The sequence below is a fragment of the Shewanella aquimarina genome (assembly GCF_023349185.1).
Taxonomy (GTDB): Bacteria; Pseudomonadota; Gammaproteobacteria; order Enterobacterales; family Shewanellaceae; genus Shewanella; species Shewanella aquimarina.
Window position 1 is genome coordinate 324,324 of record NZ_JAKIKY010000002.1, and the last position, 14,798, is coordinate 339,121.

Below are 14,798 nucleotides of genomic sequence, written 5' to 3' on the forward strand. Positions count from 1 at the left end.
ACACCTAAATGAGTGGAGTATCGCGATGAGATGGCCAGTTACCTTTTCTCTTGTTTGTCTGTTAACCCTGCTAACGGCCTGCACCAGCGCGCCCAAGGGGATAGCGCCGGTGGAGGGATTCGAACTCTCCAGATACCTGGGCACCTGGCATGAAGTCGCCCGTCTGGATCATGGCTTCGAGCGCGGCCTGAGCCAGGTGACCGCCGAGTATCAACTGCGGGGCGATGGCGGCGTGAGCGTGGTCAATCGCGGCTTCGATGCGCAATCACAAAGCTGGAAAACCGCCGAGGGTAAGGCCTACTTTGTTGAGTCACCCGATATTGGCCACCTCAAGGTCTCCTTCTTCGGTCCCTTCTATGGTGCCTATGTGATCTACCGTCTGGATGCGGATTATCAGTACGCCTTCATCACCAGCTATAACCGTGACTATCTCTGGCTGCTGGCGCGCACGCCCAAGGTGGATGAGTCGGTAAGACAAGCCTTTGTCACCCAGGCCGAGAAGCTGGGGTTCGATACCCAGGCGATCATTTGGCAGTAATAGAAAGCAGGGAGCAATAGAAAGCTGGGAGTAATAGATAGGGCTCTTTAATCAAGATTTAGGAATGGGAATGATGGGTTGAATAAAAAAGGGCGCCCGAGAAGGCGCCCTTTTTAGGCCTTTCGGCTCAAAGCCGCAGCATTAGCAGATTACTTTCTCAACTCACGACGCAGTATCTTACCCACGGTTGACTTGGGCAGTGCGGCCATGAACTCGATTATCTTGGGGAGCTTATAGGCGGCCAACTGCGCGCGGCAATGGTCGAGCAGGGCCTGCTTCATCTCCTCGTTTGCCAGCTCAGGTTCTCGCAGCACTATGGCGGCCTTGACAGCCTCGCCGCTGCGACTGTCCTCCACGCCGATCACGGCGCACTCCAGCACGCTCTCATGGGCGGCGAGCACATCTTCCACCTCGTTGGGATAGACGTTGAAGCCAGAGACGATGATCATATCCTTCTTACGATCCACTATCTTGTGCATGCCATCTTCTGTGGCCAAGGCGATATCCCCCGTCTTAAAAAAGCCGTCCGGCGTCATCACCTTGGCGGTCTCCTCAGGCTTTTGCCAGTAACCGCTCATCACCTGTGGTCCCTTGACTGCCAGTTCACCTATCTCACCCTGAGGCACCTCCTGGTCGTTGGCGTCGAGGATCTTCACCTGAGTATCTATTACGGGTCGCCCTATGGTGCCCAGACACTCGAGCCCTGGCGCGTTGAGGGAGACCACGGGCGAGGTTTCCGACAAGCCATAGCCTTCGGAGATGGTGCAGCCCGTGGTGGACCGCCAGATGCTGGCGGCCGCCTGAGTGAGTGCCGTGCCGCCAGAGATGGTGATCTTAAGATGACTAAAGTCCAGCGCCTGGAAGGCCTGCTGATGGCAGAGCCCGACAAACAGGGTGTTGAGGCCGGCAAACCCGGTGAAGGGATGTTGCGACATGGTCTGGATAAGGCCGCTTATATCTCTCGGGTTGGGAATGAGTACGCTGCAGCCGCCCTGTTCGAAGTAGACGAAGTTCACCATGAAGGCGTAGATATGGTAGATGGGCAGGGGCGCGACGAAGATCTCCTCGCCCTCAACAAACTTGCTGGCCAGTCGCGACTGCACCTGTAGCATGTTGGCCAGCAGGTTAGTGTGGCTGAGCATGGCACCCTTGGAGAGACCCGTAGTGCCGCCCGTGTATTGCAGTGCCGCCAGGCTAGCCTGCTCGACCCGTACAGGGCGATATTCTGCCTCGGCGCCCAGGGCTAATACCTGGGTAAAGCCTATGTGTGCGAGGGTGCTATCGGCTTGAGGCTGGGGAGCGATCAGATCCAGCGGATGAGTGGCGATCACCGTCTCTATCTGGGTCTCGGGGATCACGCCTTCCAGTGTGGGCAAAAGATCGCTCAGCACCACCAAGGCCTTGGCGCCCGAGTCTCGATATTGGTGAATCAGCTCTCTCTGGGTATACAAGGGGTTGGTGTTGACCAGCACCATACCGGCCCGTAGCGCGCCGTAGGCGGCGATGACAAACTGGGTGAGGTTGGGGAGCTGGATGGCGACCTTATCGCCCACTTCAAGCTGAGTATGTTGTTGCAGGTAGGCGGCGAAGTTTCGGGAGTTGCGTTCTATGTCGGCAAAGCTGCTGGCCTTGCCCAGACACACATAGGCTGTCTTATCGCCATAGCGCTCGGCGGCGATTTCGATCAGATCGATCAATGAAGCATATTTCTCCAGGTCTACATGGACGTGAGAATCATAGGCCATGGACGCGTCTCCTCTGGTTATTATTGTGGGTATGATTGGGCGTCAGCTAAAAATCAAACAGGTGTTTAGACTGTGCTAAAAATCACCTCAGGTCAACCACTGTCGGCAGGGAGTAAAACGGCTGTTTAACTTCTATCTGTATGTTTAATATGATTATTTTTGAAGTGGTGAAACCTATCTGGTCTGACCTGATGTAGGCCTGGCGGTAAGCGGGAAGAGGCTTATCGCCTGGAAACCTAGGGCCTTTAAGCCTGATGACTTAAGCCTGATGACTTAGGCTTGATGATTTAGACCTGACGATTTAGACCTGAGCCTTGAATCGGAAGAGCAAGGGGTGAGAATCGCCCACCTTGTAGCGGCGTTTGCCCCGGCGTTATGTTGCGCCGCCGGGGTTGGTTGTCTTAACCGAAGGGCTTAAAAGGCGCTCAGGCTGAAGAAGGGGCTGGCCTGGGAGACCTTCTCCTTGGGGTTACTCAGGTTGGTGACAGTGAAGGTGATGGTCTGTTTCTGCAGCTTGGCGCCGACAAAGTCCGCCCGCTTCTGCTTGAAAACAGTCACCGGATAGCTCAGCTGTTCACCGGCCTTGATCAACACCTGCTGTGAGGTCTCCTTGGCGAAGCCGTGGTTGCCTGTGTCATTGAGGCTGATAAGGTACTGGTGATCTTCCTGGGTCTTGTTGCGGATCTTCAGGGTATAGCTGTTCTCTATGCGGCCATCACCTACCTCGCGGTAGAGGCTCTGGCGGTCGCGGATAACGTTGAGATCTATGCTCTGGTGACGATAGAGATCCAGGACGAATACGCTGAGCATGATGATCACCGCGATGCCATAGCCGACAAACTTGAAGGAGTTAAAGCGTTTCACTTCCTTCTTCTGCAGCTCGTTCTCGCTGGCGTAGCGGATCAAGCCCTTGCCATAGCCGAACTTATCCATGGTCTGGTCGCAGGCATCGACGCAGGCGCCGCAGTTGATGCACTCATATTGCAGGCCGTTACGAATATCTATCCCCGTGGGGCAAACATCGACACACAGGTTACAGTCGACGCAGTCGCCGAGGTCGGTGGCCTGCTTGCGTTTTCTCGGGCCGCGCGACTCGCCGCGGGCGGCGTCATAGGAGACGGTCAGGGTATTGGCGTCGAACATGGCCGACTGGAATCGGGCATAGGGGCAGCAGTGCAGACACATCTGCTCGCGCATCCAGCCTGCGTTGAGGTAGGTACACAGGGCGAAGAACCAGACCCAGGCGCTGACCCAGAAACTGGCGCTTAAGGTGAAAATCTGTGGATAGAGCTCGCTGGCCGGGATGAAGTAGGCGATGAAGCCGCAGCCGGTGATCAGCCCCGCCAGTGCCCAGGCGAGATGCTTGGCGCCGCGTTTAAGCACCTTCTCAAGACTCCAGGGGGCCTTATCCAGGGCGTGACGCTTGTTGCTGTTGCCCTCAATCTGCCGCTCTATCCAGACGAAGGCGAAGCTCCAGCTGGTCTGAGGGCAGAGGTAGCCACACCAGACACGGCCCCAGAAGACGGTGACGAAGAAGAGGGCGAAGGCGGCGATGATAAACAGCCACGCCAGCAGGGTGAAATCTTGCGGCCACAGGGTCAGGTTGAAGAAGTGAAACTCCTGGCGCTCCACATCCAAGAGGATCGCCTGGCGTCCCTGATAGGGGATGAAGGGCAACAGGAAGAAGAAGAGGATAAGCAGGCTATTGAGGCCGGTGCGCAGACGCTGAAAGCGCCCCTTCTGTTCTTTTATGTGTATCTTACCGCGCTGCACCGGCAGATTGGTCACGGGGATGGCCTGGCCCAGGGCGGCCTTGGTGGCGATTGGGTTCTCTTTACTGCTGAGATCTTGACTCATTGGCTTTCCAAACTCTTGCTAGGGGAATTGCCGACAGCCAATGCAAGTTGAGATCCAAGTTTAGGAGTGTTGTAAGTTATTGAAATAAATATAATTGAATCAGATTGAATTCAATTCCATTGGCGATATATCGTGCTTTGGCGATATATCGCTAATTTGTATGAGATTGTCGTGAACGTTTTAGGCCGGACGCTTGATCCCCAGCTTGAGCATGCGGGATCTCAGGGTGCTGGCGGGGAGTCCCAGCACATTGGCGGCGCCGTTGGGGCCTGAGATACGCCAGTTGAGCCGCTTCAGGGTGCGGCGGATATGGGCGGCCTCCACCTGTTGCAGGGTCTGAAACTCCCCCTTGTCCTGAGGTAGCGGCTCGGCCTGTAGCGCCGGGATCTGCAGAATCTGACCGTGACAGAGTATGGTCTGACGCTCGATAACGTTCTGCAGCTCACGGACGTTGCCGGGCCAGTGATAGGCCATCAGGTGCTGCATGCCTTGCTTGCTGACCCCTTTGATCTTCTTACCCAGCTTATGGTTGAGGTTGAGCAGGATATCGCTGACCAATAGTGGAATATCTTCCAGTCTCTCCCTCAGGGGCGGCACATGCAGGGGGAAGACATTGAGGCGATAGTAGAGATCCATGCGGAACAGTCCCTGTTCTACCCGCTTAAGCAGATCGTGATGGGTGGCGGTGACCAGGCGTATGTCCACCTTGATGGGAGTACTACTGCCCACACGCTCGAACTCCTGCTCTTGGATCACCCTGAGCAGCTTAGACTGGGCCTCGAGGGAGAGTTCGGCTACCTCATCGAGAAACAGTGTGCCCTGGTGGGCCAGCTCGAACCGTCCCTTGCGGCGGCTGGTGGCGCCGGTGAAGGCGCCCTTTTCATGGCCGAAGAGCTCGCTCTCTAACAGGGTGGGTGAGAAGGCGGCGCAGTTGACGCTCACCAGGGGCTGATCGCTGCGATCGCTCAGGGCGTGGATGTTGCGGGCCACCAACTCCTTGCCGGTACCGTTTTCACCGTTGATCAGCACGGTACTGCTGGTATTGGCCACCAGTTTTATCTGCTGGATCAGCGACTGTATCGCCTCGCTCTCGCCCGAGATATTCACCTCCTGGCGGTGGCTGGCCAGCTCGGTCAGCAGGTAATCATTTTCGTTGGCCAACTTCTCCGACAGGGCCTGCACCTGCTTAAGCGCCTCCCTGAGCGAGGCCTCGGTCTGCTTCTGAATGCTAATGTCACGAAATATCGCGACAACGCCGATGAGACGGTCTTGCTTGTAGACAGGGGTCGAGGTGTAGTGCACCGGAAAACTGCTGCCGTCCTTGCGCCAGAAGAGGTCGTGGCTGATCTCCCTCGCGATACCGTCGTGGAGCGTGTTATAGATGGGGCACTCTTCCTGAGGATAGGGGCTGCCATCGGCATGGCTGTGGTGGTGACAGTCGTGGATATTCTTGCCCAGCAGCTCCTCGGCCTTCCAGCCCGTCATTCTCTCGGCCGCGGGATTGATAAACACGGCGTTGCCTTCGAGGTCGAAGCCGTATATCCCTTCTCCGACCGCGTTGAGCAGGAGTTTGTTCTCGGGTAGAAAGTCCACATGGGCATCATCGACCCTTGGGTGTTTACAAGCCATGCTCGCCGCTCCTTGCTGGCAATGCGCCTCTTGGGAGCGCAATCTTCAAATGTTCGCCTCGGAATATAGCTCGACATCCCAGGGGTGAGTTTGCGTCTATCTTAACCGGTTTTTCTGGTTGGCGTCATCAATCAATGTCGCGATATATCGTTATTCATTTTTGGGCCAACGAGTATGTTTGTTTTTCGCTATGCCTAGCCGACTATTTTAACTATCTCATTAGAGGTAGATGTTAGCCAATAATTGATTTTTTGAGTATTTCTGAACAATTACTCTAACCGGAATTGTTTAAGCTTTACTGACTAATCTATTTGGTTTTTTGCTGCCAAAACCGCATGAATGTTCAGTTTTTGGCCTGTATCACTAACCGACTATCGTCTAATTTAGATTAATTAGTATTAGCAATTATTTTTTATTTGTTATAGAAGTGTAAATGAAATGTATTCATTTCGCTCTGGGGAATGCCTGTGGTGATTCGCGTTAAAAAGGCGCGAATGATGGCGAAATATAAAAAAAACTATGCGGGAAATATGATGACAACACATAAAAATAAAGGTTTCGGCGTGAGTGCGCTGAGTTTTGCCATCTCTTTGGCATTGACAGGGTCGTTAGCGAGTACACAGGCGTTGGCCGATGAACAACAGGCTCAAGCGTCTGATAATATTGAAAAGATTGCTGTGGTGGGGACACGCTCTGCGCCGCGCTCTATCGGCGATTCGCCGGTGCCTATCGATATCATCAGCAGCGATGATCTTAAGAAGAATGGTTCGACCGACATGATCGATATGTTGGTCACCTCTGTACCTTCTTTTAACTCCCGTGCTCAGCCTATCAGTGATGCGGCAACCCTGATCCGTCCGGTCAACCTGCGTGGTCTGCCTTCCGATAGCACCCTGGTGCTTGTAAACGGTAAGCGCCGTCACCGCGCCTCGGTGATCGCCTTCCAAGGCGGCGGTATCAACGACGGTGCCCAAGGCCCGGATATCTCGGTGATCCCGAGTGCGGCACTGAAACAAGTAGAAGTATTACGCGATGGTGCAGCGGCGCAATACGGCTCAGATGCCATCGCCGGTGTGATGAACTTTGTGCTTAAGGATGACGCCGAGGGTGGCTCTATCACAGTCGGTCAGGGTGAATATTATGAGGGCGACGGTGCCACCACCACCATAGATGCCAACGTGGGACTGCCACTGTCCGATGCTGGTTTTGTGAACCTCAGCCTACAATACAAGAATGCCGATGCTACCAGCCGCAGCATACAGCGTCCCGATGCAGCCAACCTGATAGAGCAGGGCAATACCTTCGTCGAAGACCCCGCTCAGGTGTGGGGGAACCCAGAGATCAAGGATGACTATAGCTTCTTCCTAAACTCCGGCTATGACATCAATGATAATGCGCGTCTATATGCCTTCGGTAACCTCTCTTCGCGCGACGTGGTCGGTGGCTTCTACTATCGTAACCCACACAATCGTGGCAACGTCTACTCACTGGATGACGGTGAGACCCTGTTGGTAGGCGCGATCAATGGCGATCCTTCTACCTGCGCCGTGGTGCCTATTCCTAAGAATGCCGATGGTAGCGACGGCAACGTACTGGAAACCGATGCCTACCAGGCGATGCTGGCCGATCCTAACTGTTTCGCCATGAACCAACTGCGTCCGGGCGGTTATACGCCGCAGTTTGCCGGTACGGTAGAAGATAGCTCTTTCTTCGCCGGGGTGAAGGGCGAGCTGGGAGAGTGGAACTATGATTTCAGCGCGGGTATGGGTAACAACAAGTCGACCTTCAGCCTGAAGAACTCGCTCAACCCGTCACTGGGCTTAGACACACCGACCGACTTTGAAACTGGTGCCTATGAGCAAGCAGAGACTACCGTTAACTTGGATTTCTCTCGCATGTTGACCCTAGGCAGCGTCGAAGATATCAGCTTCGCGACAGGTTTTGAGTGGCGTGAAGAGTCGTTCGAGATCACTCAGGGCGAAGAAGCCTCTTGGGTGGCCGGTCCTTACGCCGACCAGGGCTTTAACATAGGCTCTCACGGCTTCAAGGGATTCGGTCCAGAGGCCGCAGGCAAGAACTCCCGTAACAATATAGGTGTCTATGCCGACATGGAAGCCTATCTGGGCGAGCGTTGGTTGCTTGGTGCTGCATTGCGCTATGAGGATTTCTCGACCTTCGGCGATACTCTTAACTACAAACTGACCGCGCAGTTCACGGCCACAGACGATCTCTCTTTCCGCGCCTCACACAGCACTGGTTTCCGTGCGCCTACCGTGGGCCAGGAGAACGTGGTAAACACTCAGACCTCTATCGTCGATGGCGATCTGATCCAGACCTTTATCGCGCCGCCAACGGATCCGCTATCGGCCTTCTATGGTGGTAAGGTGCTCAAGCCTGAAGAGTCTGTCAGTTACGCTCTGGGTGCCGTGTTTGAACATGAAAACCTTTTCGTGACAGTAGATTACTACAACATCGAGGTGACGGGACGTATCGCTCAGTCGAGCCAGATCGCGGTTGAGGCTGATGACTATGATGCGCTGCGCGCAGCCGGTGTCGAGTTCCCAGAGTTGATCTCTGCGGTGACTTACTACACCAACGACTTCGATACCACGACTCAGGGTATCGATCTTGTAGCCTCTTACGACACTCAGCTGTTGTCTGGCGATACCAAGTTTAGCCTGGCCTATGGCTGGACAGATACCAGTGTCGATAAGTACAACCCGAACACCACAGATGCGGGTAAGGTGCGTCGCTTAGAAGATGGTATTCCGGCTCATCGTGCGACGCTGACCTGGGCACAGTCTTGGGACAGACTCAGCATGTCGCTGCGTGGTAACTACTTCGGCGAGTACTATGCGACCCACGCCGACGATACCTCGGATTGGGGTTCTGAGATGGCCGATTCGGCGGTGACTCTGGATCTCGAGTTAAGTTATCAGTTCCTCGACAGCTTGACGGTATCTATCGGTGCCAACAACCTGTTCGATCAGGAGGCGCAGAAGCTGAAAGACGGTACCCGTGGCGTGCTAGGCGCCGTGTACTATGAGAGTGGCCCGTTCGATTACAACGGTGGCTACTACTATGGTCGCGTGAACTACCGCTTCTAATTTCGGAGTCCTAGGCGTTAGTGATTAAAATCACCAGGCGCTAGCAATTGAAATGATAAGAAGGCTGCCTTGCAGCCTTCTTTTTTTGATGCCGAATACGACTAGCCGCGCGGAGGCAGGGCGCTGAGCAGATCATCGATTGACAGCACCCTAGGCAGTACCAGGCCGTTGGGCTGCGCCTGACTGTAGACGATGTTAAAGGGAACTCCATAGGCCTGGTATCTGGCCAGGTAAGCCTCTATCCTGGCGTCGCTCTGGGTAAGATCGCCGCGCATCAATAGCATATCTTTATTCTTTAGCCGCTCAACCACCACCGCCTGATGCAGTACCCTGTCTTTGTTGGCCTTACATATGTTGCACCAGTCGGCGCTGACATCTACAAATACCGTTTTGCCCTTAGCAACCCAGGCGGGGATCTGCTCTGGCTGCAGGTTGTGCCAGGTCAGTTGTTTATAAGCTTGGCTATCCTCCTTGGGGAAGACAAAGTAAGTGACGGCGGCATTGAGTAGCAATAGACAGCTTAGGACGCCTAGCACGCCAATCGGGATATTCTTTCCCTGGCATCGCTTGTACACAAGCCAGACAAGCAGGCCAAATATCGATCCTAGGGTCGCGGTGCTTAGGAGGAGTAGGTAAGAGCTCATATCCTGGGATTCATCAATCTGTCTGAGTATTGGGCCTTAGCCTAACATGTCTGCTGCTTACGCGGGGACAATTGAACAAGGCGCGGATGAATTCATGGCGTGGAGCCCTTGCGAGGGACTCTCTTCTCCAACAGATTAAACAGATCAATAAGTTAATGGCCTGACTTAGGTCGATGCCTGCGCCACGCGCATTGGTTTAGTTGTGTTGAGAGTATTAAAAGCATCAGGGGATTGAGGTATATTGACCTGCGCTGGATTCGCATGTCGCCATCAGGTTGGGGCGATGTAACGCCTATTTCGTAGCGCCTATTTCGTAATTGTGAATGATAGAGGATACCGTATGAGTTTTAGTGCCTGGCTTGGTCTGCTAGCTATCTGTTGTTTGGGGGCCATGTCGCCCGGGCCTAGCTTGGCCATGGTGGTGCGTCACACCCTAGGTGGTGGTCGAGCCAACGGCATCGTCTGCGCCTGGGCACATTCCATCGGCATAGGTGTCTATGCGCTGGTGACCTTGCTGGGCTTGGCCGTGCTGCTTAAGCAGGCGCCGCTGGTGTTTAACGGTATCGCGATTCTCGGCGCCCTCTATCTTGCCTATATCGGCGTTCAGGCGCTGCGCTCTAAGGGCGGTATGTCGGACAAGTTGGCGGCGGGTAAGTCGACGGATCTCATCACTGCCGCACGCGATGGCATTGCCATCTCGCTATTTAACCCAAAGATCATGCTGTTCTTTCTGGCGCTCTTCAGTCAGTTTGTGATGGTGGCCGATGAGCTGTGGGGTAAGTCGCTTATCGTGCTGACGCCACTGGTAGTAGATGGTCTCTGGTACACGCTGATCGCTTTACTGCTGTCGCACAAGTCTGTGCTGCCTAAGCTCAGAGAGAAGGCGGCGCTGATCGATAAGCTCTCGGGTGTGGTGCTGATTCTGCTGGCGGTGCGGGTGCTGGTGACCCTCTAGCCTCTATGGCGTAGCGCTTTTTAGGTGAGTAGCAGAGTAATACAAATGCGGCTAAGGGATCTCCCTTAGCCGCATTGTTTTATCTGTTTATGCCTATCGGCAGACTAGCCGTTGAAGACCTGTACGGCTTCATCTTTGGCGGGCTCTTGCTGAGCCGAAGGTGGATTGTCGATATGATCGTCTAAGTTATCGTTCAACATATCCTTGTATTCTTTGGTAAACCACTCCAGCGCGTTGGTTTTCTCGGCCTTAAGATCGGCAGATTTCAGCGCTGCCTCGAAGGCGTTAAAGCGGGCGGCGGCAAAACGCAGGGCGGTACCTACTTTGGCAATATCCTGCTCCTCGGCACTGAGCTCGTTGGCTAAGGCGATAAACTTGTCGGCTAATTGAAAAATAGTGGTTTCTTTTTGCTGTTCTGACATGCGCATGCTCACAGGTAGGTCAATAGTATGCTGGCATAGTAACGTAAATTAGCCGTTAATGAAGCATAGATTTAGAGGTAATGGGATCTATATCGCCAATCCCTATAGGCTCGTGAGATTAACTAGCGGGATCGCTGTCGACCAGTACGCGGCCATCCCGTGAATCATAGTAGATGCTGAGGTTCTGATTGTCGCTCAGGTGATAGCGACATTGATTCACACTGATGTAGTTTGCCTTATAATCTGTGCTGGTCTGAGCATCGCTGCGGGAAACGCTGGGCTCGTCGCCCTGAAAGACGGTTTCCCATACCGAGATACAATCTTCTACGTTGTCCAGCTGCGGCGAGGCCTCGTTATCGGTAAAGTAATGCTGCGCCGGCCAGCCATTGGCGTTAAAATCCATCTCGCCCGCCTCGCTGTCGCCGAAGGTCTTGAGGTTTTCCGCCGGCCCCGAGCCTATGCGAACGGCCCATACGGCGCGGGCCATGTCGATGCCGGACTTGAAGGCGCCGCCGGTGGCCTTGACGCTGGCCACTTGAGCGTCCTGGGAGAGGTTGATAAATTTTGGCAGGGCGGTGACCGCCAGGATCCCTAGCACTATGATGACGACCACGAGTTCGATAAGGGTAAAGCCGCGTTTATGTGCCAAGGACATCGTAAAACCTCTTGGGATTGTAGAGACTAAGCTAGGTAAGTCTTAGGCTAGATCAGTCTTAGATGTGGCGTATGTATCTGTGCGAGTCGGACAACGCCAAAAGTACTACTCGATTCTAAGTTTTTTTTGAAAAGATATAAAGAGATAGCTATGACAGAGATCAGCCGCTGGCAAGATTTTATCGATCAAGAGGCACAGCAAGATTACTTCGGCCAGTTGCAGTCTTTTGTGCAGGGAGAGCGCGATGCAGGTAAGGCAATTTATCCGGCGAAGGAGCAGGTGTTTAGCGCGTTCGATCTGACGCCGTTGGATAAGGTCAGGGTGGTATTAATCGGTCAGGATCCCTATCACGGTGAGGGTCAGGCGCATGGCCTCTGTTTCTCGGTGCAGCCTGGGGTTAAGGTTCCTCCCTCGCTGGTGAATATGTATAAGGAGCTTGCCAGCGATATCCAGGGGTTTGAGATCCCTGCACATGGCCACCTTGCTAAGTGGGCCGAGCAGGGGGTCTTGATGCTCAATACTGTGCTCACGGTAGAGCAGGGTAAGGCACATTCCCACGCTAAGGCCGGATGGGAGACCTTCACCGACAACGCCCTGAGGCTGCTCAATGGGCAAGCACGTCCGATTATCTTCGTGCTGTGGGGGGGCCATGCCATGAAGAAGAGCAAGCTTATCGAGTCAGACCGTCACCATCTGGTCACCGGGCCACATCCTTCGCCGCTTTCGGCCTATCGCGGATTCTTTGGTTGTAAACACTTCTCAAAAATCAACGAGTTGTTAAAGGCTTCCGGCGAGACACCTATCGACTGGCAGGTGTAAAATTCAGGCCGAGCTGCTACAAAATCATACTTGCCGTCCCCTGAAAAGCTAATTATATTGATAGATGAGTGTAACGTAACTGTTAACGGTTTTGGGTGGGATAACCCATAGAGACTGCAACAGGTTACAGCGGCTTGGGTAGGTGGCCGCCTACCAGGCTAGGCTTTCAAGGCGGACAGGAATATGGATATTAGAGCTAAGCGAGGAACGCTTGTTCGTTGGAATCAGGAACAGAGGGTAGGCTTTATCGCCCCGGACGACGGATCGGACGAACTCAGAATTTTTGGCATCAATTTACTCCCCTATGAACACATGCCCAAAGAGGGTGAATCCGTGGTGTATCGCCAATGGAAAGATTCGCTGCGCGGCACTAAGGTTACCAAGGGAGAGATAGACTTGGGCAATCCCATCACCTTGACCTCGCCCTTCGAGTCGCTTGATAAGTTCGATAACCACGAGGCCGTCAGCTGGCGGGTAAAGGTCGGTCTGGTGGCGCTGGCGATCGCCTTTGGTCATCTGCTCTATCTGTTTATGGTCAACTATGACTATTCAGCCAATGTAGACATCAAACCGCCGGAGGGGCTGTTTCCGCCAGGCTCTGAGTATTACGTGGGTAAGCAGGAGCTACAAGATGTGGTCTTTAGCTGCGATGCCCGGCAGCAATGCCTGCAGATGACCTCTTGTCAGGAGGCCAAATACTTTGCCAACCACTGCCCAGGATTTGAGGTTAACGTGGGTGACACGCCCTGTGTAAATCTCTGGTGTAAATCAAATTAAGTCTGAATCAGCGTATCAATTGGTTTTCACCAATTGGTATTGCTGGGCCAGCGCCCCTTTAATTCGCTCACCCTTGTCGTCCAACATGAAGAGTATATTTTCTCCCACCTGAAGCTTCATGCTTCTGGCCTTGTTATCAAGAGTGATCTTGCTGCCCATCTCATTCCAGTTAAATTGCCCGTTAAGGGTCACCTTGGCGGCCTGGCTTGGCTTGCCAAGGTATTCTTGGGTGAGTCGATAGCTGTTGTCGCCATTGAGTTGCAGGCTCATGGCGATTCCCTGGCAGTCGGCGCAGGGCAGAGTGCCTATGTAGAGACCCGGCCAATCCAGTGCATTGCGGCTGGTGTCGCCGAGCGGCATGGCTGACACAGAAGCTGCTGGCTGTGATATCGCGGCTTCTGGCTGAGGCTCGGGGGCTTTCGGGGCTGGCGTTTGTTGAGCGCAGGCGCTGAGGGCGAGCAGGACAATTGGGAGGAATCGCGCGCTTATCTTCATTATCTCTTCCTTAACGGGTGGCGAGCAGGGGAGCGTTGAAAACCAATGGTCAGCCTGCGTTATAAGTCTCTGCACACTTTAGTCTGTCTTCTCCATGCTTTCAAAGCGGATTTCATTCAATCGCTCTTTGCTCTCTTGCTAACCCTAATCTCTCAACCCTAAGGTCGGGAAATTAGACTAAAATGTGAACTATCCTTCTGTTAATCCTTATGAAACCTAAACTATGCCCAGTACCTTTACTCTCTGTGATACGAGCCACTCTGGCTACTCGTGTCGAATAATGCCCAGTACCGGCTTTGGTGTGGCTCGTCGTTTGAGTTTGGCATTTGCGCTGATGTTGGCGACGGTTTTTTCTGTCTACTGCTCAGCCGATAATGGCGGCGCAATATCTGGCAAAGTGGCAGTTGCACCGATAAAGAAGCCAATCGATAAACTTTCTCTTGTAAGCGTGTCTAACGATTATCCCCCTTTTTATTCGGCGAATCTGCCATCACAGGGGGTTATCTATCATCTGGCTCAGGCGGTGTTTCAACACGCGGGGTATCCCATGGCTCACCGTTATTATCCTTTTGCCCGTGCCAAGGCCATAATGAAAAAGGGGGGCGCCGATGTGATTTTGGGTGTCTGGTATCGTCCTTCGAGGGAGGAGTGGATAGCCTTTTCTGCGCCGCTACTCTCGGTCAATGTCGTGCTCTATAAACGGGTGGATTCGCAGATAGCCTTTAATACCATGGCCGATCTTCGTCAGTATCGTATCGGTATTGGCCGGGGCTATGCCAATCCAGAGGCATTTCAAAATGCCGCGCTGCAAACCGAAGCCGCCAGTTCAGATAAGGTCAACCTAAAGAAGTTACTCGCCGGACGAATCGATTTAGTGCTGATCGGCGAAGATGTTGCGCAGTATCTGATCGCCCAATCTGGCGATCAGTTTAAAGACAAGTTTGAGGTAGTAGGCGAGCCCCTGAGTGTGGAGCTTTTTCACCTTGGTCTCTCGAGAAGCCTGCCTCATTATCAAGAGGTTCTCGACGACTTCAATCGAAGTCTGACCGAGATGGCGCAAAGTGGCGAGGTGAATCGCATACTCAGCGAACATGGTTTTGGAACCAATGGCTATTGGCAGCAGAAACAGGCCCGTCGATAATAGAGCCCCCCGCA

General features: G+C 53.7%; 13 protein-coding genes. 6 read left to right on the forward strand and 7 right to left on the reverse strand.

What is annotated here, in order from left to right; all coding sequences use genetic code 11:
- Nucleotides 1-25 precede the first annotated feature (25 nt).
- Complete coding sequence (locus L2731_RS03575) at nt 26-538, forward strand: lipocalin family protein (protein ID WP_249251870.1); 513 nt, start codon at nt 26-28, stop codon at nt 536-538.
- A gap of 149 nt (nt 539-687) precedes the next feature.
- Here the strand turns inward: L2731_RS03575 and L2731_RS03580 are convergent, their stop codons facing one another.
- From L2731_RS03580 to L2731_RS03590, 3 genes are all read right to left on the reverse strand, one after another.
- A complete protein-coding gene (locus L2731_RS03580; protein ID WP_249251871.1) occupies nt 688-2,283 on the reverse strand; it encodes an AMP-binding protein in 1,596 nt (531 codons plus the stop codon).
- 414 nt (nt 2,284-2,697) lie between these two features.
- On the reverse strand, nt 2,698-4,140 hold the full coding sequence (gene ccoG, locus L2731_RS03585) for a cytochrome c oxidase accessory protein CcoG (protein ID WP_249251872.1): 1,443 nt from the start codon (nt 4,138-4,140) through the stop codon (nt 2,698-2,700).
- A 180-nt stretch (nt 4,141-4,320) separates the two neighbouring features.
- On the reverse strand, nt 4,321-5,769 hold the full coding sequence (locus L2731_RS03590) for a sigma-54 interaction domain-containing protein (RefSeq protein ID WP_249251873.1): 1,449 nt from the start codon (nt 5,767-5,769) through the stop codon (nt 4,321-4,323).
- Nucleotides 5,770-6,299: 530 nt separating this feature from the next.
- Between L2731_RS03590 and L2731_RS03595 the strand changes: the two genes are divergently transcribed.
- Nucleotides 6,300-8,876 (forward strand): TonB-dependent receptor plug domain-containing protein, encoded by a 2,577-nt coding sequence (locus L2731_RS03595; protein ID WP_249251874.1) that lies wholly within the window; start codon nt 6,300-6,302, stop codon nt 8,874-8,876.
- A 101-nt stretch (nt 8,877-8,977) separates the two neighbouring features.
- Here L2731_RS03595 and L2731_RS03600 read toward each other — a convergent pair whose 3' ends face one another.
- Nucleotides 8,978-9,520: a thioredoxin family protein gene (locus L2731_RS03600; protein WP_249251875.1), complete on the reverse strand. Its 543-nt coding sequence runs from the start codon at nt 9,518-9,520 to the stop codon at nt 8,978-8,980.
- A gap of 340 nt (nt 9,521-9,860) precedes the next feature.
- Here L2731_RS03600 and L2731_RS03605 point away from each other — a divergent pair, with 340 nt between their 5' ends.
- Complete coding sequence (locus L2731_RS03605; protein WP_249251876.1) at nt 9,861-10,475, forward strand: LysE family translocator; 615 nt, start codon at nt 9,861-9,863, stop codon at nt 10,473-10,475.
- A 104-nt stretch (nt 10,476-10,579) separates the two neighbouring features.
- On the opposite strand, the gene L2731_RS03610 is transcribed toward L2731_RS03605, so the two are convergent.
- Complete coding sequence (locus L2731_RS03610; protein WP_249251878.1) at nt 10,580-10,897, reverse strand: DUF3144 domain-containing protein; 318 nt, start codon at nt 10,895-10,897, stop codon at nt 10,580-10,582.
- Nucleotides 10,898-11,015: 118 nt separating this feature from the next.
- Entirely contained in the window at nt 11,016-11,552 is a 537-nt protein-coding gene (locus tag L2731_RS03615) for a type II secretion system protein (RefSeq protein ID WP_249251879.1), read from the reverse strand.
- Nucleotides 11,553-11,702: 150 nt separating this feature from the next.
- On the opposite strand from L2731_RS03615, the gene ung reads away from it, so the two are divergent.
- A complete protein-coding gene (gene ung, locus L2731_RS03620) occupies nt 11,703-12,371 on the forward strand; it encodes a uracil-DNA glycosylase (RefSeq protein WP_249251880.1) in 669 nt (222 codons plus the stop codon).
- A gap of 183 nt (nt 12,372-12,554) precedes the next feature.
- Entirely contained in the window at nt 12,555-13,148 is a 594-nt protein-coding gene (locus tag L2731_RS03625) for a hypothetical protein (protein ID WP_152619074.1), read from the forward strand.
- A 15-nt stretch (nt 13,149-13,163) separates the two neighbouring features.
- Here the strand turns inward: L2731_RS03625 and L2731_RS03630 are convergent, their stop codons facing one another.
- Nucleotides 13,164-13,643: a copper resistance protein NlpE gene (locus L2731_RS03630; RefSeq protein WP_249251881.1), complete on the reverse strand. Its 480-nt coding sequence runs from the start codon at nt 13,641-13,643 to the stop codon at nt 13,164-13,166.
- Nucleotides 13,644-13,956: 313 nt separating this feature from the next.
- Between L2731_RS03630 and L2731_RS03635 the strand changes: the two genes are divergently transcribed.
- Nucleotides 13,957-14,784: a substrate-binding periplasmic protein gene (locus tag L2731_RS03635; protein ID WP_249251882.1), complete on the forward strand. Its 828-nt coding sequence runs from the start codon at nt 13,957-13,959 to the stop codon at nt 14,782-14,784.
- Nucleotides 14,785-14,798 lie beyond the last annotated feature (14 nt).